The sequence below is a fragment of the Peribacillus sp. NPDC096448 genome (assembly GCF_044762675.1).
GTDB lineage: Bacteria > Bacillota > Bacilli > Bacillales > DSM-1321 > Peribacillus > Peribacillus frigoritolerans_B.
The window spans coordinates 26,773-52,927 of the sequence record NZ_JBIWEU010000006.1; the positions used below are offsets into that span (position 1 = coordinate 26,773).

A 26,155-nucleotide genomic window follows, 5' to 3' on the forward strand; every position below is an offset into this window, starting at 1 on the left:
AAAGGGGTCTTACCCCGTTGAGGAGGAGCTGTAATGGAACGTTTTGCTAGTGTGGAGCGAAAAACGAATGAAACGGAAATAAGTTTGAAGTTTGGTGTGGATGGGGAAGGTAATTCCTCCATTAAGACCGGCGTTCCGTTTATGACGCATATGCTCGATTTGTTCACAAAACACGGGAAGTTTGATTTGACAGTAGATGCAAACGGGGATACAGACGTGGATGATCACCATACAACTGAAGATATTGGCATTTGCTTGGGTCAGACATTATTGGAGGCCCTTGGAGACAAGCGCGGGATTAAGCGTTACGGAAATGCTTTCGTACCTATGGATGAAGCACTCGCCCAGGTTGTCATCGATTTAAGCAATCGTCCGCATCTGGAGTTCCGGGCTGAGTTTCCTTCGCAAAAGGTCGGTACTTTCGATACTGAACTGGTGCACGAGTTTCTTTGGAAATTCGCTCTTGAAGCCAGGATGAACCTTCATGTAGTCGTTCATTACGGTCACAACACACATCATATGATCGAAGCAATATTCAAAGCGCTTGGACGTGCATTGGATGAAGCTACGACTATCGATCCACGTGTCAAAGGCATCCCTTCGACGAAAGGAATGTTGTAAATGATCGGGATCGTCGATTATGGCATGGGGAATTTATTTTCTGTTAGTAAAGGACTTGAGCGCCTTGGTGCAGATTCATTCATTTCCGATGACCCAAAAGAACTTTCAAAGTCGAAAGGGATCATACTTCCCGGCGTTGGCTCTTTCAGGGATGCCATGAGTCTCTTGGAAAAACAAAAGCTGGATGAATTCCTGAGGGAATATGTAGCGGATGGGGGCTATCTATTAGGCATCTGCCTTGGCATGCAGCTTCTCTTTGATGAAAGTGAGGAAAATGGGCCGGCAAAAGGATTATCCCTCATCCCGGGAAAAGTCGTTCGTTTTAAGGGAGTGGATGCGAATGACCAGGTTTATAAAGTGCCGCACATGGGCTGGAATCGTCTTGAATTCAAACACGCTTCACCAGTGAATGAAGGGCTGGAAGCGGATCATGTATATTTCGTCCATTCTTACTACGTCGATACAGATGAATCATTCGTTACCGCTTCGGCGACGTATGATGTGGAAGTGCCGGCGATCGTCGGTAAAGGGAATGTATTCGGCATGCAGTTCCATCCGGAAAAAAGCGGGAATATGGGCATGTCACTTTTGGGAAATTATCTGTCATTAGTAGAAGGGAAGGAAGAAGCATGAGCAACTTTACTATTTACCCGGCGATTGATATGCGCGGAGGCAAATGCGTCCGCTTAATCCAGGGAGATTACAATCAGGAAACCGTTTATGGCGATTCCCCCTTCGATATGGCTAAAAGCTTTGCGGACCAAGGAGCCGATTGGATACATATGGTCGACCTTGACGGGGCTAAAGAGGGAGTAAGAATCAATGATTCATACGTAATTAAAGCTGCAAGTGATTTAGGCGCCCGCATTCAAATCGGCGGCGGCATCCGTACGGAACGGGATATAGCCCATTATCTGGATAATGGAGTGGAACGTGTCATTCTAGGCAGCACGGCCGTTTCAGACCCTGATTTCACTAAAGAAATGATTAGGAAATATGGAAGCCACATCGCAATCGGGATCGATGCGAAGGATGGCAGGGTTGCCACTCATGGTTGGCTTCAAACGTCTGGAACCCTTGCGATAGATCTTGGCAAATTACTGGCCGATGCTGGTGCCGAGACCTTTATCGTGACTGATATCGCGACGGATGGCATGCTTTCAGGTCCGAATGTGGAAGGTATATTGGCCATGGCAAAGGCAACTGGTAAAGACGTGATCGCTTCGGGAGGCATTAGTTCACTCGAAGACCTTATCACTCTCAAGGAGCATGGAGCCCAAGGCATTGCAGGGGCAATCATTGGCAAGGCACTTTATACCAACCGCTTTACTGTAGCAGAAGCACTAGAAAAGGTGCGTGGTTAAATGCTCACTAAACGAATTATTCCATGTCTCGATGTAAAAGATGGGCGCGTAGTCAAAGGCATACAATTTGTTTCCCTTAGGGATGCTGGAGATCCGGTCGAACTTGCAGCCTTTTACGACCAAGAAGGTGCCGATGAACTTGTCTTCCTGGATATTTCCGCATCACATGAAGGCAGGGAAACGATCGTCGACGTCGTTCAAGCGGTAGCGGGCAGCTTGGCAATCCCGTTCACGGTGGGCGGCGGCATTAATTCATTGGCGGATATGAAGAAGATCCTAAGAGCTGGTGCCGATAAAGTATCCTTAAATACCGCAGCCATCCTGCGTCCTGATTTAATTAATGAAGGTGCTGATTATTTTGGTTCCCAATGTATCGTGGTCGCCATAGACGCCCGATATGATGAAGAGCTTGGGTCATGGCGCGTATATACCCATGGCGGCCGGAAGCCGACTGAATGGGAAGTGATCGAGTGGGCGAAGGAAGCCGTATCCCGCGGTGCTGGGGAAATTTTATTGACAAGCATGGATTGTGACGGCGAGAAACAAGGGTTTAATATCGCTTTGACAAAAGCGGTATCTGAAGCCGTTTCAGTGCCGGTCATCGCCTCAGGCGGGGCAGGCAACGCTGAACATTTCCAGGTAGCCTTTCAAGAAGGTAAAGCAGACGCAGCATTAGCCGCATCGATTTTTCATTATAAAGAAACATCCGTCAAAGAAGTTAAATCGTTTCTCAAACAACAAGGAGTGGTTGTACGATGAATCTTGAAACTATTAAATACGACGAAAAAGGCCTGATACCGGCAATTATTCAAGATGCAGGAACCGGCGAAGTGCTGACTCTTGCTTACATGAACCAAGAATCTCTGCAATTGTCGATTGAAAAAGGTGAAACGGTTTTCTTCAGCCGTTCGCGCAATGAATTATGGCATAAAGGAGCAACCAGCGGCAATACCCAGAAAATCATCGAAATGAAGTATGACTGCGATCAAGATGCATTGGTCGTTCGGGTCGTTCCTGCAGGTCCTGCGTGCCATACAGGGGCAACAAGCTGTTTTAGCGAAACGATTTACCAAAACGGTGAAGCCGGACAAGACGTGAAGGCAAATGTGACTTTCTTGACGGAATTGGAAAAATTGATTGAAAAAAGAAAATCGGAAATGCCTGAAGGTTCATATACTACCTACCTATTCGATAAGGGCGTTGATAAGATCCTGAAAAAAGTCGGTGAAGAAGCGGCAGAAGTGATCATTGCTGCAAAGAACCGCGATGCAGAGGAACTTTCGATGGAAAGTGCAGATCTCCTCTATCACTTATTCGTTCTTCTTCAGGAGCAGGAGTTGCCGTTCCAAGCGGTGCTTGATGTATTGAAGGCTAGACATGCCGATAAGGACGAACCGAAAGAAACCGAATGAATGGTGAGTGCCTTCATTAATAGGGGAGCTCAGTTTGTAAACAAAAGGGGTTCTATCTAAATTTTAAAACAAAGTTGATTGGAGCGAGTGCCTGGAGGCGACGTTCAAATTGTACAAACCTTAAAAAAACTGAAGACAAACTGGATTTTCATCGAGTTTGTCTTCAGTTTGTGCCCTCCTTCAATAGGAGGGCTCTTTTGTGTGTATTCACGACTGCGATCAACGATCTTGACTCCCCTTTTGACTAGGAAAATGCTTCAATTTTTTCTTGAAGAAAGTATGGCGATCCCCGTTTTCCATTTTCTTGAATTGTTCGGCAAATTTTCTCCAATATGTTATAATACTATGGTTAATCAACTTGTAGATGGAGGATTACATGAGTAAAGACTCTAAATTTGGCCAACAGGCAAAAATTCTAACCTTTCACCCAACAGGTGAGTATTATTTCACCAAGGGTTTAAAAGCTTATCATAGACGGGAATTACCTAAATCAAAGAAATACCTGGAACGTGCGCTGGAACTTGAACCTGCTGAACCGATGATAGCTTGTCAATTGGCAATCACTTGCTCGGAAATCGGTGAATATAATTATTCAAACAACCTTTTGGAAAACATCTTGGATGTGATGGATCCCTATATGTCTGAATGTCATTACTTCCTGGCGAATAATTATGCCCACTTAGGCATGTTCAAGGAGGCTTATCGTCACGCCAGTGCTTATCTTGATAAAGAAGAAGACGGGGAGTTCAGCGATGACGCAGAGGATCTGCTTGAACTGATAACTTTTGAGTCGGATGAGTCAGAAGAAAACCCCTTCAAGCATGATGGGCTCATTACCAAACAGGAACAAGCTCGTGAGTACCTGGAATCAGGAAATTTCCCGAAGGCAATCGAAGTGCTGAAAGAAACGATTGCCGAGTACGAAGATTACTGGTCCGCTTATAATAACCTGGCACTTGCCTATTTCTATCTTGGTCAAGTAAATGAAGCTTTTGAAACACTTGATGAGGTACTGGAAAAAAGTCCGGGAAACCTGCATGCGCTTTGCAACCTTGTTGTTTTCCATCATTATCAACAGGATGAAGCAAAGGTTGAAGAGCTCATACAGATGCTGGAGAAAATTAGGCCGATGCTATCCGAACATCGTTTCAAGCTTGGAGCGACCTTCGCTTTGATCGGAAATTATGCTTCTGCATATAAATGGCTGAAAGGACTCCAAAAGCAAGGGTTCGAAGGAGATGGAACCTTCTATTATTGGCTTACCATTTCCGCTTACCACTTAGGCCATGAACAGGCTGCCAAAAAGGCATGGAAAAAGGTCGTGGAAATGAACCCGGAAAAGGAAGGCATGGAGCCTTGGGGAGATATGAACGCAACTTCAGATAGTTTTGAACATCATTTTCCTTCTATTATAAAAAGGCTGGAAAGTGAATTCATCGAAGAAAGGCTGTTTGCCATTTTCCTTCTGAAACATTCGGTTCATAAACAGAAGCTATTGAAAAACCAGGTTCTCAACCTAAATCAGAATTTCACTGATTTGGAACGTGATTATGCCGAACTTGTTCAAGTTCCTGCTAAAGATCGCCAATTAACACCGATTGATTTTGCCGATCGTACAGCGGAGTTATTATATCAGCATTTCCAACCGATACAATTAAATGAAGCCGGGCTCTATTTAATGTGGTTTTCCGTTTTCATCGAAGCGGTGAAATCCGGGCAGAAGCTAAATAATCCAGCAGGCTGGGCATCTGCGGTGGAGTACGTGTGGATTCAGCTTAAAAATGAGAAGGCGAGCAAACAGGCAATCGCAGACAAACATTTCATATCGGTGTCCACCTTATCGAAGTACGTAAAGTTGGTTCAAAACTTACTCGGATGAGCAGATATTTGGACGAAAAATTATTTGTTATATAGGATAATAGGTAGGGAACACTAACCGTAGTGAAGGTTCCATTTGTAATGGAATATGGAGGAGTGAAAACATGTCTGAAAAAATTTATGACGTTGTTATTATTGGAGCTGGTCCTGCAGGGATGACGGCGGCTGTCTATACATCACGTGCGAACCTTTCAACATTGATGTTAGAACGCGGGGTACCGGGCGGGCAAATGGCCAATACGGAAGAAGTTGAAAATTATCCTGGATTCGACACTATACTCGGACCTGAACTTTCAACAAAAATGTTTGACCATGCAAAGAAATTCGGTGCGGAGTATGCCTATGGCGATGTTAAGGAAATCATTGACGGTGAAGAGTATAAAACGATCAAAGCCGGTACAAAGGAATTCAAAGCACGTTCAATCATCATTTCATCTGGTGCCGAATACAAGAAAATCGGCGTTCCTGGCGAAAAAGAATTGGGCGGCCGCGGTGTTTCGTATTGTGCAGTTTGTGACGGTGCATTCTTCAAGCAAAAAGAATTGTTCGTTATCGGCGGCGGAGACTCTGCTGTAGAAGAGGGTGTGTACTTAACCCGCTTTGCTTCAAAAGTGACGATCGTTCACAGACGTGACGAACTTCGTGCTCAAAAGATTCTTCAAGATCGTGCATTTGCCAATGAGAAAATTAACTTCATCTGGAATCACACTTTGAAGGAAATCAATGAAAAAGGCGGAAAAGTCGGCGGTGTCACACTAGTTTCCACAGAAAACGGAGAAGAGACAGTGATGGACGCAGACGGTGTATTCATTTATATCGGAATGCTTCCGCTGACTAAACCATTTGAAAACTTGGGCATCTTGAATTCCACAGGCTATATTGAAACGAATGATCGGATGGAAACACGCGTACCTGGTATTTTTGCTGCAGGTGACGTCCGTGAAAAAACATTGCGCCAAATCGTTACAGCTACAGGCGATGGAAGCATTGCCGCTCAATCAGCTCAGCATTTTGTTGAGGAACTTCAGGAAAAATTGCAGCCAAAGGCTTGATATCACAAGAATATACAATCGTAATTCCGTTTTAACGATGTTGTAACACGCATGAAATAATGATTGGGTATAGTATGGGTAGAAGTTGACCCCCTTTAATTATAAACGTTTAAGGACACAGATTAAGTTTCTGTGTCTTTTTTTTGGTTTTCATGCTTTGAGACTATATCTTTAGTTCCAATTTTTAGGATGTTCCCGAGCGGTTTTTAATGTGAAGTAAGTCGTTCCTTTGCATTTAGGCAGCGAAAGTGGAGAAGAATAGGAGTTAAGCAGGATAAAGGCTTACTTTATGTGGCTCCTTGCAAATGAAGATTACCCCAATGCAGGAAGTTTACTTTATTGTTAGCTCATTTTAAAAATAGTATAATGATAAGATATACTAAACATATATATATCTTTCATGATGGTAATAATATGAAAAATACAACTTGTTTGAACTATTAGCATTTATAAATCGCCAAATGGATATCTAGCGGCGGTTTAAGGATATAAACTGAATCTCTTCAAAACGGGGGGTGAAGGTTTTTTATAGTCGAGCAGAGCCAATCGAGGTGAAGAACGTGCAACGTGTCACAAACTGTGTATTGATCAGAGATAATCAAATCCTCTTATTGAAAAAGCCTAGACGCGGATGGTGGGTAGCTCCAGGCGGCAAGATGGAACCTGGGGAATCTGTACGCGATGCTTGTATTAGGGAATATCGCGAAGAAACGGGCGTTTATTTAAAAAACCCTTCAATCAAAGGTATTTTCACCTTCATCATGAAGGACGGGGATAAAGTTTTATCAGAATGGATGATGTTCACTTTCTTTGCAACGGATTCCGATGGTGTAAATGTCGATGTTTGTGAAGAAGGGGAACTTAGCTGGCATCCGGTAGAAGATGTTAAAAAGCTGATGATGGCTGAAGGTGATTTTCACATCCTGGATTATATGGTTCATGGAAGTGGGATCATCTATGGAACCTTTACTTATACACCTGAGTTTAAGCTGCTTTCTTACCGTTTGGATCCAGGTTAATTATTAGATATAAAAAAGATTGCTATACATGGGGGCGGAGAAACTATGAGTACAGGGCAGATAAGTGAAACGCAATTGGTCATCATTACCGGAATGTCCGGAGCAGGTAAGACAGTGGCGGTTCAAAGTTTTGAAGACCTCGGCTTTTTTTGCGTCGATAATTTGCCGCCCACGTTATTGCCAAAGTTTTTGGAGTTAATGAAGGACTCCGGGAATAAGATGAATAAAGTGGCTCTTGTCATGGATTTAAGGGGAAGGGAATTTTTTGATTCCTTATTTCTTGCACTGGATAATTTAACGGATACAGCTGCAGTATCACCAAGAATCCTTTTTCTTGAAGCTGATGATAATTCCTTGGTACGCAGATATAAGGAAACGAGAAGGACCCACCCACTTGCTCCATTAGGCCGGCCATTGGAAGGCATTAAAATGGAACGGGAACTTTTGGACGAATTGAAGGGAAGGGCCCAGTTGATCTTTAATACTTCCCAACTGAAACCGCGCGAATTGAGGGAGAAAATCGCTTCGGAGTTTTCTGCCGATAAAAGTGTCGGTTTTACAGTCAATGTCATGTCGTTCGGGTTCAAGCATGGTTTGCCCATAGATGCGGACCTTGTGTTTGATGTGCGGTTCCTGCCAAATCCATATTATATTGACCATATGAGGCCAAGGACTGGCTTGGAACAGGAAGTGTCGAGTTACGTTTTAAAATGGAGTGAGACGCAAAAATTCTTGGAAAAAGTGACCGATTTGCTCGCTTTCATGCTTCCATATTATAAACGTGAAGGGAAAGCACAGCTTGTTGTTGCGATTGGGTGTACAGGTGGTCAGCACCGTTCTGTAGCATTGACGGAGTATATTTCAAACCACTTTAAGAAGGATTACAGGGTTCAAGTATCACATCGCGATATCGAAAAAAGTAAGGGGAAAGCAGATGTTAGATAAAAAGAAACAACCTAAGGTTGTGATCATCGGAGGGGGAACCGGCCTTCCTGTTTTGTTGAGAGGGTTAAAGAAGCATCCGGTGGATATAACGGCAATCGTAACGGTAGCTGATGATGGTGGCAGTTCAGGCCGCCTTCGCGAGGATATGGATATTCCCGCTCCGGGTGATATTCGTAACGTGCTGGCTGCGTTATCGGATGTAGAGCCCCTTGTTGAACAAATGTTTCAACATCGCTTTCAGAGCAAAAATGAGTTGTCCGGGCATTCGCTGGGGAATTTGATACTGGCGGCAATGACTTCGTTGACCGGGGATTTCGTCCATGCGATCCAGGAAATGAGTAAATTTCTTAATGTCCGCGGTAAAGTGCTTCCGGCTGCCAACCAAAGTGTGGTTCTCCATGCAGAGATGGATGACGGAACGATCGTTACAGGAGAATCCAAGATTCCCTTCTCAGGAAAGAAAATAAAAAAAGTATTTCTGTCTCCTTATCGTATAAAGCCGCTTAGTGAAACCCTCCAGGAAATCAAGCAGGCAGATCTTATAGTCATAGGTCCAGGAAGCCTATATACTAGCATTCTGCCTAACTTACTTGTCCCTGGTTTAGGAGAAGAGGTTGCCCGTTCCAAGGCGAAGAAGGTGTACATTTGCAATTTGATGACACAAGCCGGCGAGACTCTGGATTATAGCGCGAGTGATCATATAAAAGCGATATATGACCATATGGGGAATGCATATATTGACAGGATACTTGTTAATAATGAGGAAATACCAACCGAGATTCAGCAACGCTATCAAGCTGAATATGCCAAACCGGTCATGTATGATGTGGAAAGTTTAAAAATGATGGGTCTTGAAATCATACAAGAACGCATTTTCAGCTATGAAGGGAATGTAATACGCCATGACACGAAAAAAGTGGCGGATTTGCTTTATAATATGCTTGTAAATGAAACAAAAAGCCACATAGTACCGTAGATATAAACGGGGGCGGTTTTTTGATTGATAAAAATAGATTACCTGCGTTCGATTGGGGGTGAAATGGATGTCTTTTGCTTCAGAAACAAAAAAAGAGCTTACTACATTAGAGGGAAAGGATTGCTGCGGTAAAGCAGAATTGTGTGCGCTTATCCGGATGAACGGATCCCTTTCATTTTCTAATCGGAAGCTTGTTGTGGATATTCAAACTGAGAATGCTGCGATAGCCAGAAGGATTTATACGCTGCTGAAAAAAAGTTATGAGGTCCAGGTCGAGCTATTGGTCCGTAAAAAGATGAAGCTTAAAAAGAACAATGTATATATTGTCAGGATGTCATCCGGAGGGCAGCGGGTTTTAACCGATTTGGAAATTTTAGGCGATGGCTTTGAAATTCTCCATGATATATCCGATACTATTGTTGGGAAGAAATGCTGTAAGCGTTCTTACCTTAGAGGTGCATTTCTTGCGGGGGGGTCGGTAAACAATCCGGAAACGTCCTCCTATCACCTTGAGATTTTCTCACTGTATAAAGAGCACAATGATGCCCTTTGTGAGCTAATGAATAAGTTTGGCTTGAAGGCCAAGACGCTTGAGCGCAAGAAAGGGTACATCATTTATTTGAAAGAAGCCGAAAAGATTGCCGAGTTTTTAAGTATAGTTGGCGCCCATTCAGCTTTATTAAGGTTCGAGGATGTACGGATTGTCCGTGATATGCGTAATTCAGTGAATCGGCTTGTGAATTGTGAAACAGCCAATTTGAACAAAACGATCGGTGCATCATTGCGCCAGGTTGAAAATATCCATTATATCGAGGATACGGTAGGACTAAGCATTTTACCGGATAAGCTTCGGGAAATTGCGGAGCTTAGGATAGCGTTTCAGGATATAACCTTAAAGGAACTTGGGGAAATGGTATCCGGGGGAACCATCAGTAAGTCCGGGATTAATCACCGATTGCGAAAGATTGATGAAATAGCTGACAGGCTCCGTGGGGGAGAGGCTATTGCTGCGAAAAAATAAAGCTAACAGGGGAGATCAAGATGGTGGAAAAACAAGTTGAGGTAAAATTGAAAACGGGTTTGCAAGCTCGGCCGGCGGCTCTTTTTGTACAAGAAGCTAACCGCTTTCATTCAGATGTTTTTCTTGAAAAAGAAGGAAAGAAAGTGAATGCAAAAAGTATAATGGGGTTAATGAGCCTTGCCATCAGTTCTGGCGTGTCCGTGAAGTTAATCGTTGAAGGACGCGATGAAAAAGAAGCGTTAGAGGCATTGGAAGAGTTCGTTCAGCAAGAGGGTTAAAAAAGGGGATGCCTAAAAGTGCATCCTTTTCTTTTATAGTTAAAAAGGCTCCGGAAATCGCTTAAGGCGATCTCCGGAGCCTTTTGTTCATGATTATTTAGAGTCTTTTTTATCATCAAGGATGCTGCGCGTGATGACTTTGTCAATCAAGCCATATTCAAGAGCTCTTTCGGAAGTCATGAAGTTATCACGTTCCGTATCTCTTTGAAGGACTTCAATAGGTTGTCCAGTACGCTCTGCCAAGATTTGGTTCAGCTTATCTTTCAAGTGAAGGATACGGCGGGCAGCAATTTCAATTTCCGTAGCTTGACCTTGAGCTCCTCCAAGTGGCTGGTGAATCATGACTTCACTGTTTGGCAACGCATAACGTTTACCTTTTTCGCCAGCGGCCAATAGGAAAGCACCCATGGAAGCGGCCATACCGATGCAAACTGTCGATACATTAGGTTTGATATATTGCATAGTATCGTAAATGGCCATACCGGAAGTGATGCTTCCGCCAGGGCTGTTGATGTATAGAGTGATATCTTTTTCAGGGTTTTCCGCTTCTAAAAATAGTAATTGAGCAACAATGGAGTTGGAAACATTATCGTCAATTGCACTTCCTAGCATAATGATCCGGTCTTTTAATAAACGGGAGTAAATATCGTAGGCACGCTCCCCACGACTTGTTTGTTCGATAACTGTAGGAATTAAATTCATGTTCATTTCCTCCTTCGATTAAGAGAATCATTTAAATTCTTTATGTATGTATGATACACTTTTTGGTCAATTTAGGTCAAACAAAACAAACCCTATTATGGATAATTTGTTCGACAATTTTCTGGCAAAGCTCCTTCCTGATAGATTATTTTATATATTATGCCGCACAGGGATGAATTTCCACATTACCCATAATACCCAAATGATAAAGTTTTAAACCTGATAACCCTTGCAAAGGAGGGGATTCTATCATATAATGAAGTCTGTTGAAAAAATATTTTCTATTACGCCCTCGTAGTGCAACGGATAGAACGCAAGCCTCCGAAGCTTGAAATGCAGGTTCGATTCCTGCCGAGGGCATTACCAATCTTCTGCTTAATAAAGCGGGGGATTTTTTATTGGTCATTTTTAGGAAAGTCCCTAAGATTTTTGATGAATTTGCTCGTTTTCCGTAATATTCCATCGAATCCTGTAATGTCGGCCCTGTCTTGAAAATATTCGCCCACACTATTGAAAAATGGTGATTTTTCAATAAAAGTAGTTGTTAAATTTGCATTTCTAACATATAGTATTTAAAACAAATAAACTATTCAGAAAAAAATCGTAAGCGTTTTCATGGGTTTTTGTGTAGAATTTTCTCCTGATAATGTAAAATGGAGTGGGGGAGGGATGAATCGATGAGTATGAATATGAAAGCAGGACTTTTTCAACAGCAAACATTAAAGATGGCAATGACTCAGGAGCTTATGCAAGCTATTACATTGCTGCAATACTCCTCGCAGGAGCTATCGGCTTTTTTAGAAAATAAAATGGTGGAGAATCCATTACTGTCCATAGATCAGCCAACATCTTCTTTATTTCAGCCAACTTTTGACCGGGGGAAAAAGGGTAAACGGACTCTTAAAAATACGTATGATGCCAACTATTGGATTGAACAGATCAGTGAAGATACTATATCGCTTGAACAGCATATCATGTCCCAGGTGAATCACCAGCAGTTTTCCGGGGAGCGGCAGAAGGCAATGCTGCTATTAATTCATAACCTTGATGAAAACGGTTACTTAAGGACTCAGCTGGATGATATATGCATCCCAGGCATATCTCCGGCCATTTTGGAAGAGAGTCTCTCGATTTTACAGGAACTCGAGCCGCATGGAATTGGAGCGAGGAACCTTCAAGAGTGCCTTTTGCTTCAGGTGAAAGCAGAAGGGGAGAATCTGCTGGCAGAATCGATCATAGAAAACCATTTCCTCGATTTTGCTGAAAAGCGCTGGAAAGACCTAAGTAAGAAAATTGGTGTTACACTGAAGGAGATTCAAGAAGTCTTTGATTATGTCCAGACGTTGAACCCGCGACCGGCTTCACTCTTTTTTCAGGAAAAACCTTCTTATATAGTGCCGGATGTGGTCGTGGAAGTTCGGGATGGCATGCTGCTTGTCGGGAATTATGATGGTAACACACCCAATCTTAATGTGGATAAAGGGTATTTAAACCGAATGAAGAGCCATAAGGATCAGGGAGTTCAGCGGTTTATCCAGGATAAGTGGCAGGAATACCAATGGATCTCCAGAGGAATCCAACAGAGAAAAGAAACTATATTGAAGGTTATGCAGTGCATCGTCGAAAAACAGCCTGCGTGCTTTCATCATGGCCTGAACTATTTGAAGCCGATGACGATGAAAGAAATCGCAGACGAACTTGGTATACATGAGTCCACAGTAAGCCGGGCGGTTAAGGGGAAATACGTACAGACACCATTTGGCACGATAGAGATGCGGATATTTTTCACTACTTCTTTACAGTCGGTCGGCCTTGATGAGGATATGTCGGGCATGCAAGCAAAAAAGAGCCTGCAGGCAGCCATCAATGGGGAAAATAAACAAAAGCCGCTTTCGGATCAAGACCTGGTAGAACGGCTGAAAGAGGAGCATGGAATTATCCTGGCACGCCGAACCGTTGCCAAGTACAGGGAACAATTAGGGATCCCTTCTTCATCTAAACGAAAAAGATATGATTGAAAAGGATGAGTGGTTTTGGAATCGAATGCGTTTGTTTTATATAGTAGGGATAAATGCCCTTTATGCGATAAAGCCAAGCAGGTACTTGAAGAAGTGAAACTGGAGTCAGGCATAGGCTATAAGGAAATCGATATCCATACCGATGATGATTTGCTTGAGAAATTCGGGCTGATGATTCCAGTCGTAGAATGGAAAGATGATGTCGTTCAATTCGGAAATGTTGATAAATCAGCTCTAAATAGGCTTTTGGAAAAATAATTTTTCAAATCATTTGAAGAAACATTCCGTTCCTGCTAGAATAAAATATGTAGCAGGAATATTTTTTTGTTTTAAGTGGGACACAAAATGACTACGTGGGACGTTAAATGTCCAACTTAACTTTTTAGGAGTTTTAAATATGCGTACATTACTCGAGGTACAAAGAAAATTATTACCCGATTTCCTTTTGGTTATGCAAAAAAGATATGATATCCTGCGTTATATCAAAATGATGCAGCCGGTTGGAAGGCGCAGTCTGTCCGTGAGCCTTAATTTGACAGAGCGGACGCTTAGAGGCGAGGTTGATTTTCTGAAAAGTCAGAACCTGGTTAACATCTTCAGCTCTGGCATGACGCTGACTGATGAAGGGATCGAAATCCTGGATAAGTTAGAAGGAATAATGCGTGAAGTAATGGGTATAGACATAATGGAACGGCAATTGCAGGATTTGTTACAAGTGGATGAAGTCATTATTGTCTCAGGAAATTGTGATGAAACCCCATGGGTGAAAAAAGAATTGGGTAAAGCTTGTGCAAACCGTATGAAACGAGAATGGAACTCAAAGAATATCATTGCGGTTACTGGAGGATCGACAATGGCCGAAGTGGCTAATTCGTTGTCACCTGACGAGGCGTCGAAGAAATTGACATTTGTCCCAGCCCGCGGGGGAATTGGTGAAGCAGTGCAGAATCAGGCCAATACGATTGTCGAAAAAATGGCACAGAAGGCACAAGCCTCATACAGAGTGTTATATGTACCCGATCAATTAAGCGGTGAGGTTTATGCATCATTTCAGAAGGAACCTGCAATTAAAGAAGTGATTTCCCAAATCAAGTCTGCCGATATGATCATTCATGGAATCGGTGATGCCATGGCGATGGCAGAGAGAAGAAATTCTTCGCCAGAAATGTTAAAGAAGCTGTTAGATGGAAATGCTGTAGGAGAGGCATTCGGTTATTATTACGATGAAAACGGCAAAGTTGTTCATAAAGTTTTGACAGTCGGCATCCAGTTAGATGATCTTAGCCCTGAAAAGCGAGTGATAACTGTGGCAGGTGGCATAACTAAAGCAAAGGCTATCCGTTCCTACATGAAAGGCGCACCTTCATCGACCGTTTTGATCACGGATGAAGCTGCGGCACAAGAGTTAATTCAGGGGAATTACACCCCTTAATATATTTGCGAACTTAAAAGGAGGAATTTTTCATGGCAGTAAAAGTTGGTATTAATGGTTTTGGACGTATTGGACGTAATGTATTTCGTGCAGCATTGAGTAATCCTGGGGTAGAGATTGTTGCTATTAACGACTTAACGGATGCTAATATGTTAGCGCACCTTCTTCAATACGATACAATTCATGGATCACTTAATGAAAAAGTAACAGTTGATGGGGATTACCTTGTTGTCGATGGTCACAAAGTAAAAGTATTGGCTGAACGTGATCCTGCACAATTAGCATGGGGTGAACTGGGAGTAGAAGTAGTTGTAGAATCTACAGGACGTTTCACAAAACGTGCGGATGCAGCTAAGCATTTAGAAGCTGGCGCGAAAAAAGTAATCATCTCTGCTCCTGCATCTGATGAAGATATCACGATCGTCATGGGTGTAAACGAAGACAAATATGATGCAGCAAACCACCATGTAATTTCTAACGCTTCTTGTACAACGAACTGCTTAGCTCCATTTGCTAAAGTGCTTCATGAACAATTCGGAATCAAACGCGGTATGATGACTACTGTTCACTCTTATACAAATGATCAGCAAATCCTTGATTTGCCTCATAAAGATTACCGCCGTGCACGTGCAGCTGCCGAGAATATCATTCCTACAACAACTGGGGCAGCAAAAGCTGTTGCACTTGTACTTCCTGAACTTAAAGGGAAATTGAATGGTATGGCAATGCGCGTACCTACTCCAAACGTGTCTGTTGTCGACCTTGTTGCAGAGCTTGAAAAAGACACAACGGTTGAAGAAGTTAATGCAGCATTCAAAAAGGCTTCTGAGGGTGAATTAAAAGGAATCCTTGAGTACAGCGAACTTCCGTTAGTATCAACTGACTATAACGGTAACCGATCATCATCTACAATCGATGCCCTTTCCACAATGGTAATGGAAGGAAACATGGTTAAAGTATTATCTTGGTATGATAATGAAACAGGATATTCAAGCCGTGTTGTTGATTTGATCGACTATTTGGCTAAAAAAGGATTGTAATTAGAATAATAAAAAAACCTCACCAAGGTGAGGTTTTTTTTATCACACCTCTAAAAAAACTTGGCAGAAGATGATATTATTAGTAAGTCATTATCAGTCAAGCGTTTACATTTCTTGTTTTTGGATAATTTCCTGGAAACCGACTATAATGAAAAAGAGAAAAGGGGAGTTGGGAAATTTACCCTCTCCCTTTTTGACTAAAAGAATCAAAAATATGATAACAATATCTAAGGAGGTTCTTGGATTATGAATAAAAAGTCGATTAAAGATATTGAATTAAAGGGAAAACGCGTATTTTGCCGTGTTGATTTCAACGTGCCGATGCAGGACGGGAAGATTTCGGATGATACGAGAATCAAGGCTGCACTGCCGACGATTTCCTATCTGACAGAACAAGGCGCAAAAGTCATCTTAGCCAGCCATCTTGGCCGTCCTAAAGGACAAGTCGTTGAAGAATTGCGTTTAGCACCTGTTGCGGAAAGACTAAGCGAACTTAGTGGCAAAGATGTGCAAAAGGCAGAAGAAGCTTACGGCGAGACCGTTCAATCAATCATTGATAACATGCAAAATGGCGAGATCCTGTTGTTGGAAAACGTTCGTTTCTATCCAGGAGAAGAGAAGAACGATCAAGAATTGGCGAAGTCATTTGCGGCGCTTGCTGATGTTTATGTTAACGATGCATTCGGAGCTGCGCACCGTGCTCATGCTTCAACTGAAGGAATAGCTCACCATCTCCCAGCCGTTGCCGGATTGTTGATGGAAAAAGAGCTTTCTGTACTGGGAAAAGCCCTATCTAACCCAGAACGTCCTTTTACAGCTATAATTGGCGGAGCAAAAGTAAAGGATAAGATAGGCGTTATCGAAAACCTTTTGGAAAAAGTCGATCACTTGATCATTGGTGGTGGATTGGGTTATACATTCATTAAAGCGCAAGGTCATGAAATCGGTAATTCTTTATTGGAAGAAGACAAAATAGAATTGGCCAAATCTTTCATCGAAAGTGCAAAAGAAAAAGGCGTAAAACTTCATTTGCCTATCGATGCAGTCGTAACGGCTGAATTTTCACCTGATGCAGAAACAGAGAATGTGGATATCGATGCTATTCCAAACGATAAAATGGCTCTTGATATCGGTCCAAAAACAAGTGAGTTATTTGCGGATGTAATCAAAAGTTCCAAGCTTGTCATTTGGAATGGACCAATGGGTGTATTCGAGTTCGATAAATTTGCGAATGGTACGAGAACCGTCGCTAGAGCCTTGGCGGAAGCAAATGATACGTACAGCATTGTAGGCGGAGGGGATTCAGCCGCAGCTGCAGAAAAGTTTGGCTTGGCAGAAAAAATGTCCCATATTTCAACTGGCGGCGGTGCATCTCTTGAGTTCATGGAAGGCAAAGAGTTGCCAGGCGTTGTGGCCTTGAACGATAAATAAGATTAAACCGTTACATATTTCAACATTAGAAGGGATGAGAAACCAAATGCGTAAACCGATTATTGCAGGAAACTGGAAAATGAATAAAACACTATCTGAAGCGACTGCCTTTTTAGAAGAAGTGAGCAATTTGATTCCGAAGCAAGATGTAATCGATACGGTTGTATGTGCTCCAGCTTTATTTTTGGATCAGCTCGTTCAAGCAGCAAAAGGAACCGATGTGAAAATCGGGGCGCAGAACATGCACTTTGAAGAAAGCGGTGCTTTTACAGGAGAAATCAGCCCAATCGCATTAGCTGATATTGGGGTATCCTACGTCATACTCGGTCATTCTGAGCGCAGGGAAATGTTCAACGAAACGGATGATGCCGTTAATAAAAAAGCCCATGCAGCTTTTGCCCACGGGTTGACTCCGATTGTTTGCTGCGGTGAGACACTTGAGCAAAGGGAAGCTGGCGAAACGAATGATTTCGTAGGCAGCCAGATTGAAAAAGGCCTAGCAGGATTATCTGATGATCAATTGAAACAAGCCGTTATTGCTTATGAGCCGATTTGGGCGATTGGAACAGGAAAATCATCATCTGCTCAAGATGCTAATGAAGTTTGTGCGCATATCCGTTCAGTTGTTGCCGATAAATTTTCAAATGAAGCAGCTGCAGCCATCCGGATTCAGTACGGTGGCAGTGTAAAACCTGAGAATATTAAAGAGTATATGGCACAACCTGATATTGACGGTGCGTTGGTCGGCGGTGCAAGCTTGAAATCCGATTCATTTTTACAATTGCTGGAGGCTGGTCACTATGAGTAAGTCGCCTGTGGCACTTATCATCTTAGACGGTTTTGGCTGCCGTAACGAAGAAAAGGGAAATGCTGTTTTTCATGCGAAAAAACCGAACTTTGACCGTTATTGGGAACAGTATCCGCACTCCCATTTAACGGCAAGCGGGGAAGCGGTCGGCTTACCTGCCGGTCAAATGGGGAACTCTGAAGTGGGCCATTTGAATATCGGGGCAGGACGGATCGTTTATCAAAGCCTGACCCGTGTGAACCTGGCTATCCGTGAAGGTGAGTTTGCACAAAACCCAACTTTGGTCGATGCCATGAGCCATACCAAGAAAAAAGGCACGGACCTTCATCTTTTCGGTCTTCTTTCAGATGGCGGCGTCCATAGTCATATTGATCATATGTATGCCCTTTTGAAATTGGCCGCTAAAGAAGGAGTTAAAAATGTATATGTACATGCATTTTTAGATGGTCGTGATGTCGGCCCGAAAACGGCGCAAGGTTATATTAAGGAAGCGGAAGCGAAAATGAAGGAAATCGGTGTTGGCCAGTTTGCCACCATCTCCGGTAGATATTATTCGATGGACCGTGATAAGCGCTGGGAACGTGTGGAGAAATCCTACCGTTCGATGGTGTATGGTGATGGCCCTGCTTACTCTTCTGCTATGGAATGTGTCGAGGATTCCTACGAACATGGTATTTTTGACGAGTTCGTGATACCTTCAGTCATAACGGCGGAAGACGGTAAACCGGTGGCAACGATTAAAGATGATGATGCGGTAATCTTTTATAACTTCCGTCCAGACCGGGCGATCCAGATTTCAAATACGTTCACGAATGAGGATTTTCGCTCATTTGACCGCGGTCCTGGACATCCGAAGCATCTCCATTTTGTCTGCTTGACACATTTTTCAGAAACAGTTGACGGATATGTTGCATTTAATCCGACAAATCTTGATAATACATTAGGGGAAGTACTTTCCCAAAACCAGCTTACCCAGCTTCGTATCGCTGAAACTGAAAAATATCCGCATGTGACGTTTTTCATGAGCGGCGGACGTGAAGAGAAGTTTCCTGGTGAAGAGAGGATTTTAATTAATTCTCCGAAAGTAGCTACATATGATTTAAAACCGGAAATGAGTGCTTATGAAGTTACGGATGCATTGGTGGAACAAATTGAGGCTGACCGCTTTGATGCCATTCTCTTGAATTTTGCCAACCCGGACATGGTTGGTCATTCAGGGATGCTTGAGCCTACCATTAAAGCGATTGAAACAGTGGATGAATGCCTAGGCAGGATTGTCGATTTAATCGTCTCAAAAGGCGGCACAGCAATCATCACAGCTGACCATGGGAATGCTGATGAAGTCGTAACGCTAGAAGGCAACCCGATGACAGCCCATACTACGAATCCCGTGCCTGTCATTATCACTAAAAATCAGGTAACATTAAGATCAGGTGGTATCTTAGGCGATTTAGCTCCAACGATGCTTGATTTGCTTGGAGTCGAAAAACCTGTTGAAATGACAGGGAAATCCCTATTATCTAAATAAAATTGTGAATAGGAAAAGGAGAGATTTATAATGCCGTACATCGAACATGTATATGCACGCGAAGTGCTAGATTCCCGTGGTAACCCAACAATAGAAGTAGAAATCCAAACAGAGTCCGGATACTTCGGACGTGCAATCGTACCATCAGGTGCTTCAACAGGAGAACACGAAGCGGTTGAGCTTCGTGACGGGGATAAATCTCGCTACCTGGGTAAAGGGGTACAAAAAGCAGTCGATAATGTAAATGATATCATTGCTGAAGCTGTCATCGGTTTGGATGTAACGAACCAAGCAGGCCTTGACCTTACTATGATTGAATTGGATGGCACTGAAAACAAAGGAAACTTGGGAGCTAATGCAATCCTTGGCGTATCAATGGCTGCTGCCCATGCCGCTGCGGAATTTTCAGGTTTACCATTGTATCGTTACCTTGGAGGGTTCAATGCGAAACAACTTCCGACTCCAATGATGAACATCATTAACGGCGGATCGCATGCCGATAACAATGTTGACTTCCAGGAATTCATGATCCTTCCTGTAGGAGCTCCTAGCTTCAAAGAAGCAGTTCGTATGGGTGCAGAAGTATTCCATGCATTGAAATCTGTCCTTTCTGCCAAAGGCCTGAATACGGCAGTCGGCGATGAAGGCGGCTTTGCGCCAAACCTTGGTTCAAACCGTGAAGCGCTTCAAGTCATCATCGAGGCAATTGAAAAAGCTGGCTACAAAGCAGGCGAGGATATCTACCTTGGCATGGACGTGGCTTCTTCTGAATTCTATAACAAAGAAACAGGCAAATATGATCTTGCAGGCGAAGGCCGCAATGGTGTTACATCCGAAGAAATGGTTGCTTTCTATGAAGAGCTAGTGAATGAATTCCCTATTATCTCCATCGAAGACGGCCTGGATGAAAATGACTGGGATGGCCACAAGCTATTAACGGAACGCATCGGTTCTAAAGTTCAACTTGTTGGTGACGATCTTTTCGTAACGAACACGAAAAAATTGGCGGAAGGCATCGAAAAAGGCATCGGTAACTCCATCCTGATCAAAGTGAACCAAATTGGTACACTGACTGAAACGTTTGATGCAATCGAAATGGCTAAACGCGCGGGCTACACTGCAGTCGTTTCCCACCGTTCCGGTGAAACGGAAGATGCAACGATCGCTGATATCGCCGTTGCAACAAACGCAGGACAAATCAAAACCGGTTCCATGTCCCGTACAGACCGTATCGCTAAATACAACCAACTTCTTCGCATCGAAGACCAGCTTGGTGACTTGGCTGTATATGGCGGCTTGAAATCTTTCTATAACTTGAAGAAGTAATCTTTGCTGGAAGTTCGATTACAGTGATTTCCCCTCCTATTCAATGTGGCCATCCACATTGAATAGGAGGTTTTTTATGCCCATAAACCAGTCACTGCTTCCAGCTTGAAGGATTTAATCAAACGTTTGATTAATAAAAAAAAGGTGCCGCATCCGGGCACCTTTTTTTTATTTATTCGATACAGCTTCCACTGGTACGGCATTATAGTATTCTTCCAATGTAATCTTCGCTTCATAGATTTCAGTTGCGGTATCAACACCAACATAGCGAATATGCCATGGTTCGTATTTATAGCCTGTGATGTTTTCTTTGCCTTCAGGGTAGCGGATGATAAATCCGTATTCATGTGCATGTTCAGCTAGCCAGGCCGCTTCATTCGTATCACCGAAGCAGTCTTGGGCAGCGCATGCCCCATCGTGGGTCGTGACATCAATCGCCAGGCCTGTTTCATGCTCGCTTGTCCCAGGCATTGCACTGTAGGTTTTCGCTTTTTCTTCCCCGTCCTTAGCCACATAGTTATTAAAGACCGTGATTTGTGTTTGGTGTGAGCGGTACGCCGAAACGCCGGCAAAGTGCATATTGTCTTTTTCGGCAGCTTGGAACATTGCTTCAAGAGCCTTTCCCGCTTCTTCGCGCATCATTCTTTTTTCGATTTTATCTTCAAAGATGAAATCCACATTTGGGTAGATGAGGTCATCGGGTTTGTAATCTTCAGGCAGGCTGTATTGTTTATTGACAAGTACAGGTATGCTTTCCGGATGGGCTAACGTCTGAAGGCCAGCCTGTGCGGGTTTAGCCGTTTCATCAACCTCCACCTGGCGTTGGGCCGACTCCTTTGAATCATTATTCTTTTCAGTCTCCGTCTCCTGGGAGCTCGGTTGTTCTTCTTTTTGCTCTTTTTCATGCTCGCTTGTCAGGTAGGATGAACAGCCAGCCATCAAAATGAAAGATGATAGAGCGGTTGCTGCAAATATAGGTTTTAACATATGAAAGGCCCCTTGCTTTTAATATAAGATTTCCAATAAAAGTAGTTTTGAAAAATTATCGTGATAAGTAATCCCTTGTTAATTCACTTTGATATTTATCAAGAAATAAGCCAATCCAGACGACCATCAATAAAAATGGATAATCGTTACGGACTGCGGTTTCCACGACGGGATCAGACCAAAAGCCCGAAAGGAAACCAGATGACATCCTGATTGTCTCGAATGTGACAAGGGCGTGAAGCGATAACCAAAGAATCGTAAGAGTATTGGTCCCAAACCCAATGACCGCCGCTATGACGCTCAGCAAGGCGGCTGCAGCCCCGATCAGGAGGACATTGAAGCTTGATTGGAAAAAGTCGATACCGCTATTGGAAAGTCCATTATAAATAATAGCAGTAAAATAAACGGTTGTCGTGATATATGCAGCAAATAATAAGTATCGATTTCCGTGATACTTTGCCAGCAGCAATAAAAGCGGTGATAGGATGATTAATAGGACGCTGATAAAATTGCTTCCGCCTGTCCATAAAGAATAGCCGGCAACCGCCGAGAATAGGATGGTCAGGAGATCAAGAATCCGTAGTATGGACTTAAACATGTTGACACCTCTTCCTCTATTTATGCAAATTATCTCAAACTTTGATTCAAAAAGAAATGAATGTCCATTGGTTTTTAGGAATTCTTACCATCATAGTATAACAAAGATTGTGGATATTTATTGGGTGTGGTAAAGTTAAAGTAATTGTTTATTGGTTCTTCAGGAGGTGTAATTGCATGCATGCATTTCTCATAACGCTTTTAGTGATTGTCAGTATCGCCCTCATTGTGACGGTATTGCTTCAATCAGGTAAGAGTGCAGGTTTATCAGGTGCGATTGCCGGCGGTGCTGAGCAGTTATTCGGAAAGCAAAAGGCACGCGGTTTGGACCTGGTTTTACATCGTGCGACAATAGTATTGGCGATTTTATTCTTTGCTTTAACTTTACTTGTTGCATACTTTGATGTGTAATGGATCAAAAATGAGTCTAGCTAAATAGCTAGGCTTTTTTCTTTGCACAATAGTTGCATGAATAGATATAGTGATTTTAGTACTTAATTATAGGATAGGGATTTTTTTAAAATCTATTTACTGATAAAGGAGCTTAAGATCATGAAAATAAAGCTGCAGCAGCCCTTTACTTTTGAAGGCGGAAAAAGGGCTGTCTTACTTTTACATGGATTCACGGGGAATTCAGCGGATGTACGGATGCTGGGCCGTTACTTGGAGAAACAGGGATACACCTGCCATGCCCCGCACTATGAAGGGCATGGCGTTCCCCCAGAGGAGCTGGTGAAAACGGGTCCGGAAGATTGGTGGAAAGATGTCATGATGGCCTACGATTTCCTGAAAAGCAAAGGCCATGAAGAAATTGCTGTTGCCGGACTCTCATTAGGAGGCGTATTTTCTCTTAAATTAGGTTACACTGTACCTATAAAGGGTATCGTATCAATGTGTGCGCCTATGTATATCAAAAGTGAAGAAATGATGTTTAAAGGAGTATTGGAGTACGCCAGAGAATTTAAGAAGTATGAAGGAAAAACTCAAGAGCAAATAGAGCTTGAAATGGACCTCCTTGCCGATAAACCGATGAATACATTGAAAGCCCTTCAGGAATTGATAACGGATGTACGAGAGCACGTCGACCTTATTTACGCTCCGACATTTGTCGTGCAGGGCCGGCATGATGATGTTATCAATCCAAAAAGTGCCGATATTATTATTGATTCCATTGAATCACCGGTCAAAAAAATCAAGTGGTATGAAGAATCCGGCCATGTCATAACCCTTGATAAAGAAAAAGACCAGCTACATGAAGATGTATTGGGGTTTTTAGAAAGCCTGGATTGGTCCGAATAACAAAAATATACCCTGAATAGGAGGGTTTTCATGGAAGATAACATTCAAGAACATATTAATAAGCTTCTGACATACATGACGGATGAAGCGTATAAGCCGTTAACGGTACAAGAACTGGAAGAGGCTTTGAAAATCGAAGACTCGGCAGATTTCAAGAATTTCGTTAAGGCTTTAGTAAAGATGGAAGAAAAGGGATTGGTGGTCAGAACGAGGAGCAATCGTTACGGCCTGCCGCAAAAAATGAATTTGTTCCGCGGTAAATTAACGGGGCATGCAAAGGGATTTGCCTTTGTCACACCTGAAGATAACCCGGGAATGGATGATATTTTCATTCCGCCAAATGAAACGGGCACAGCGATGCATGGAGATGTCGTCATGGTACGAGTATCTTCGGAAACATCGGGCTCAAGGCAAGAAGGCACGGTGATCAGAATACTTGAACGCGGAATTACACAAGTGGTCGGTACATACTCCGAAAGTAAAAGTTTTGGTTTCGTCATCCCTGATGATAAAAAGATCGCAAACGATATCTTCATTCCACAGCATGCTTCACATGGAGCGGTAGAGGGACATAAGGTTGTCGTCAAGCTTACTTCTTATCCTGAAGGACGCATAAGTGCTGAAGGTGAAGTCATTGAGATTCTTGGCCATAAAAATGATCCTGGTGTAGATATTCTTTCAGTGATCCATAAATATGGTTTGCCGATGGAGTTCCCGGATGACGTCATGGAGCAAGCCAATGCCGTTTCGGATACCATTCAAGAAAGTGAAATTGGCAACCGCAGGGATTTGCGCAATGATGTTTTGGTCACGATTGATGGAGCGGATGCAAAGGACCTTGATGATGCCGTCACTGTTTCCAAACTTGAAAATGGCAATTACAAGCTGGGTGTTCATATTGCTGATGTCAGCCATTATGTGAAGGAAGGATCTCCAATCGATAAGGAAGCCTTGGAAAGAGGGACGAGCGTTTATTTGGTGGACAGGGTCATCCCGATGATTCCGCATCGTTTATCGAATGGCATTTGCTCCTTGAACCCACAAGTCGATCGTTTTACACTCTCGTGTGAAATGGAAATCACGCCAGATGGAAAAGTCGTCAACCATGAGATTTTTGAAAGTGTCATTAAGACGACGGAACGTATGACATATGGCAATGTGAACAAAATCCTTGTCGATAAAGATGAAGAACAGCTCGAACGTTACGAAGCGTTGGTGCCGATGTTCCAGGACATGGAGAAGTTAGCGGCCATCCTTCGTAAAAACAGGATGAACCGCGGTGCGATTGACTTTGATTTCAATGAAGCGAGAGTCATCGTTGATGAAGAGGGCCATCCGACTGATGTGGTTTTACGTGAAAGGTCGGTTGCGGAAAAACTGATTGAAGAGTTCATGCTTGCAGCTAATGAAACCGTTGCTGAGCATTTCCACCGTCTTGAGGTTCCGTTCATTTACCGTATTCATGAAGATCCCAAGCCGGAAAAACTGCAGCGTTTCTTCGAATTCATTACGAACTTCGGATATATTGTACGGGGATCGGCGAATGACGTTCATCCTAAGGCGTTACAGGAAATCATTGAGGCGGTTGCCGGTAAACCGGAAGAAACGGTCATATCCACCGTCATGCTTCGTTCCATGCAACAGGCGAAATATGATCCGGAGAGCTTAGGTCACTTTGGTTTATCTGCTGAGTTTTATACACATTTCACATCGCCGATTCGCCGTTACCCGGATTTGATCGTGCACAGGTTGATCAGGACCTACTTGGTGGAAGGTAAACTGGATGAAGCTACGAAGGAGAAATGGAATGCCAATTTACCTGAGATTGCCGATCATACATCGAAACGTGAACGTCGCTCAGTCGATGCTGAACGGGAAACGGATGATCTGAAGAAAGCGGAATATATGCTGGATAAAATCGGCGAAGAGTATACCGGGATCATTGGTTCGGTCACGAATTTCGGGATGTTCGTCGAGCTGCCGAACACGATTGAAGGACTTGTCCATGTCAGCTTCATGACGGATGATTATTACCGCTTCGATGAGCGTCAGCTTGCAATGATAGGGGAACGTACCGGTAATGTGTTCCGGATTGGCGATGAGATCGACGTACGTGTTTCCAACGTCAATAAAGAGGAACGCGCAATCGATTTTGAAATTATCGGCATGAAGGTAAGCCGTCCGCGTCCATCCGGCGAGAAGAAAATATTCAAAGCCAATTCAGGTGAACGCAAACGTGGCCGAGATGGCAATGGTGGACGTAAGGAAGGAAAAGGCGGCGGCCGTAATGGAGATTCGCCTTCTACTGGGAGAAAACCGAAAAAGAAGAAAAAATTCTTTGAAAATGCGCCAGCAGCGAAGCGCAAGAGAAAACCAAAAAAGAGATAAAGATTGAGGCGGGGGATGATCATTTCATCCTCT

The 26,155-nt window shown here is 43.2% G+C and carries 26 protein-coding genes and 1 tRNA gene; 24 read left to right on the plus strand and 3 right to left on the minus strand.

What is annotated here, in order from left to right; translation table 11 throughout:
* Window positions 1-33: 33 nt before the first annotated feature.
* From hisB to ACIQ0C_RS11950, 12 genes are all read left to right on the plus strand, one after another.
* Entirely contained in the window at window positions 34-621 is a 588-nt protein-coding gene (gene hisB, locus ACIQ0C_RS11895; RefSeq protein ID WP_063233950.1) for an imidazoleglycerol-phosphate dehydratase HisB, read from the plus strand.
* The gene (hisH, locus tag ACIQ0C_RS11900) at window positions 622-1,254 is read left to right on the plus strand and encodes an imidazole glycerol phosphate synthase subunit HisH (RefSeq protein ID WP_403060067.1); all 633 of its coding nucleotides are present in this window, start codon (window positions 622-624) and stop codon (window positions 1,252-1,254) included.
* Window positions 1,251-1,985: a 1-(5-phosphoribosyl)-5-[(5-phosphoribosylamino)methylideneamino]imidazole-4-carboxamide isomerase gene (hisA, locus tag ACIQ0C_RS11905; RefSeq protein ID WP_403060070.1), complete on the plus strand. Its 735-nt coding sequence runs from the start codon at window positions 1,251-1,253 to the stop codon at window positions 1,983-1,985. Before hisH ends, hisA begins: the two co-directional genes overlap by 4 nt.
* The gene (gene hisF, locus ACIQ0C_RS11910; RefSeq protein ID WP_403060073.1) at window positions 1,986-2,744 is read left to right on the plus strand and encodes an imidazole glycerol phosphate synthase subunit HisF; all 759 of its coding nucleotides are present in this window, start codon (window positions 1,986-1,988) and stop codon (window positions 2,742-2,744) included.
* The gene (hisIE, locus tag ACIQ0C_RS11915) at window positions 2,741-3,397 is read left to right on the plus strand and encodes a bifunctional phosphoribosyl-AMP cyclohydrolase/phosphoribosyl-ATP diphosphatase HisIE (protein WP_402835924.1); all 657 of its coding nucleotides are present in this window, start codon (window positions 2,741-2,743) and stop codon (window positions 3,395-3,397) included. The genes hisF and hisIE overlap by 4 nt, the downstream gene beginning before the upstream one ends.
* 376 nt (window positions 3,398-3,773) lie before the next feature.
* Entirely contained in the window at window positions 3,774-5,276 is a 1,503-nt protein-coding gene (locus ACIQ0C_RS11920) for a tetratricopeptide repeat protein (protein WP_403060076.1), read from the plus strand.
* 103 nt (window positions 5,277-5,379) lie between these two features.
* A complete protein-coding gene (gene trxB, locus ACIQ0C_RS11925; protein ID WP_403060079.1) occupies window positions 5,380-6,327 on the plus strand; it encodes a thioredoxin-disulfide reductase in 948 nt (315 codons plus the stop codon).
* 560 nt (window positions 6,328-6,887) lie between these two features.
* Entirely contained in the window at window positions 6,888-7,346 is a 459-nt protein-coding gene (locus ACIQ0C_RS11930; protein ID WP_034309963.1) for an NUDIX hydrolase, read from the plus strand.
* A gap of 45 nt (window positions 7,347-7,391) precedes the next feature.
* Window positions 7,392-8,291, plus strand: a complete 900-nt coding sequence (rapZ, locus tag ACIQ0C_RS11935; protein WP_403060082.1) for an RNase adapter RapZ — start codon at window positions 7,392-7,394, stop codon at window positions 8,289-8,291.
* Window positions 8,281-9,267 (plus strand): gluconeogenesis factor YvcK family protein, encoded by a 987-nt coding sequence (locus tag ACIQ0C_RS11940; RefSeq protein WP_403060085.1) that lies wholly within the window; start codon window positions 8,281-8,283, stop codon window positions 9,265-9,267. The genes rapZ and ACIQ0C_RS11940 overlap by 11 nt, the downstream gene beginning before the upstream one ends.
* A gap of 67 nt (window positions 9,268-9,334) precedes the next feature.
* Entirely contained in the window at window positions 9,335-10,288 is a 954-nt protein-coding gene (gene whiA / locus ACIQ0C_RS11945) for a DNA-binding protein WhiA (protein ID WP_034309971.1), read from the plus strand.
* A 20-nt stretch (window positions 10,289-10,308) separates the two neighbouring features.
* Window positions 10,309-10,566 (plus strand): HPr family phosphocarrier protein, encoded by a 258-nt coding sequence (locus ACIQ0C_RS11950; RefSeq protein ID WP_048688029.1) that lies wholly within the window; start codon window positions 10,309-10,311, stop codon window positions 10,564-10,566.
* A 93-nt stretch (window positions 10,567-10,659) separates the two neighbouring features.
* Here ACIQ0C_RS11950 and clpP read toward each other — a convergent pair whose 3' ends face one another.
* On the minus strand, window positions 10,660-11,268 hold the full coding sequence (clpP, locus tag ACIQ0C_RS11955; RefSeq protein ID WP_063233960.1) for an ATP-dependent Clp endopeptidase proteolytic subunit ClpP: 609 nt from the start codon (window positions 11,266-11,268) through the stop codon (window positions 10,660-10,662).
* Window positions 11,269-11,556: 288 nt separating this feature from the next.
* Between clpP and ACIQ0C_RS11960 the strand changes: the two genes are divergently transcribed.
* From ACIQ0C_RS11960 to eno, 9 genes are all read left to right on the plus strand, one after another.
* Window positions 11,557-11,628 (plus strand) — tRNA-Arg (locus tag ACIQ0C_RS11960).
* Window positions 11,629-11,945: 317 nt separating this feature from the next.
* The gene (gene rpoN / locus ACIQ0C_RS11965) at window positions 11,946-13,286 is read left to right on the plus strand and encodes an RNA polymerase factor sigma-54 (protein ID WP_403060088.1); all 1,341 of its coding nucleotides are present in this window, start codon (window positions 11,946-11,948) and stop codon (window positions 13,284-13,286) included.
* Between the two features lie 15 nt (window positions 13,287-13,301).
* Entirely contained in the window at window positions 13,302-13,544 is a 243-nt protein-coding gene (locus tag ACIQ0C_RS11970; RefSeq protein ID WP_402835936.1) for a glutaredoxin family protein, read from the plus strand.
* A gap of 139 nt (window positions 13,545-13,683) precedes the next feature.
* Window positions 13,684-14,718 (plus strand): sugar-binding transcriptional regulator, encoded by a 1,035-nt coding sequence (locus ACIQ0C_RS11975; RefSeq protein WP_403060090.1) that lies wholly within the window; start codon window positions 13,684-13,686, stop codon window positions 14,716-14,718.
* Window positions 14,719-14,750: 32 nt separating this feature from the next.
* A complete protein-coding gene (gene gap, locus ACIQ0C_RS11980; RefSeq protein WP_402835940.1) occupies window positions 14,751-15,758 on the plus strand; it encodes a type I glyceraldehyde-3-phosphate dehydrogenase in 1,008 nt (335 codons plus the stop codon).
* 246 nt (window positions 15,759-16,004) lie between these two features.
* Window positions 16,005-17,189 (plus strand): phosphoglycerate kinase, encoded by a 1,185-nt coding sequence (locus ACIQ0C_RS11985; RefSeq protein ID WP_402835942.1) that lies wholly within the window; start codon window positions 16,005-16,007, stop codon window positions 17,187-17,189.
* A 46-nt stretch (window positions 17,190-17,235) separates the two neighbouring features.
* Entirely contained in the window at window positions 17,236-17,997 is a 762-nt protein-coding gene (tpiA, locus tag ACIQ0C_RS11990) for a triose-phosphate isomerase (protein ID WP_403060093.1), read from the plus strand.
* Window positions 17,990-19,525 carry a 2,3-bisphosphoglycerate-independent phosphoglycerate mutase gene (gene gpmI, locus ACIQ0C_RS11995; protein ID WP_403060096.1) on the plus strand — a complete coding sequence of 512 codons (1,536 nt, stop codon included), beginning with the start codon at window positions 17,990-17,992 and terminating at the stop codon, window positions 19,523-19,525. Before tpiA ends, gpmI begins: the two co-directional genes overlap by 8 nt.
* Window positions 19,526-19,555: 30 nt before the next feature.
* Window positions 19,556-20,851: a phosphopyruvate hydratase gene (gene eno / locus ACIQ0C_RS12000; protein ID WP_034309992.1), complete on the plus strand. Its 1,296-nt coding sequence runs from the start codon at window positions 19,556-19,558 to the stop codon at window positions 20,849-20,851.
* A gap of 168 nt (window positions 20,852-21,019) precedes the next feature.
* On the opposite strand, the gene ACIQ0C_RS12005 is transcribed toward eno, so the two are convergent.
* Both ACIQ0C_RS12005 and ACIQ0C_RS12010 read right to left on the minus strand, forming a co-directional pair.
* Window positions 21,020-21,838 carry a M15 family metallopeptidase gene (locus tag ACIQ0C_RS12005; RefSeq protein WP_403060099.1) on the minus strand — a complete coding sequence of 273 codons (819 nt, stop codon included), beginning with the start codon at window positions 21,836-21,838 and terminating at the stop codon, window positions 21,020-21,022.
* 55 nt (window positions 21,839-21,893) lie between these two features.
* Window positions 21,894-22,436 carry a hypothetical protein gene (locus ACIQ0C_RS12010; protein ID WP_403060102.1) on the minus strand — a complete coding sequence of 181 codons (543 nt, stop codon included), beginning with the start codon at window positions 22,434-22,436 and terminating at the stop codon, window positions 21,894-21,896.
* A gap of 176 nt (window positions 22,437-22,612) precedes the next feature.
* On the opposite strand from ACIQ0C_RS12010, the gene secG reads away from it, so the two are divergent.
* The 3 genes from secG (at window position 22,613) to rnr (ending at window position 26,122) form a co-directional block, all read left to right on the plus strand.
* Window positions 22,613-22,846, plus strand: a complete 234-nt coding sequence (gene secG / locus ACIQ0C_RS12015; RefSeq protein WP_034309999.1) for a preprotein translocase subunit SecG — start codon at window positions 22,613-22,615, stop codon at window positions 22,844-22,846.
* A gap of 141 nt (window positions 22,847-22,987) precedes the next feature.
* Window positions 22,988-23,734, plus strand: coding sequence for an alpha/beta hydrolase (locus ACIQ0C_RS12020; protein ID WP_402835952.1), 747 nt, complete (start codon window positions 22,988-22,990; stop codon window positions 23,732-23,734).
* Window positions 23,735-23,764: 30 nt separating this feature from the next.
* Complete coding sequence (gene rnr / locus ACIQ0C_RS12025; protein WP_402835954.1) at window positions 23,765-26,122, plus strand: ribonuclease R; 2,358 nt, start codon at window positions 23,765-23,767, stop codon at window positions 26,120-26,122.
* Window positions 26,123-26,155 lie beyond the last annotated feature (33 nt).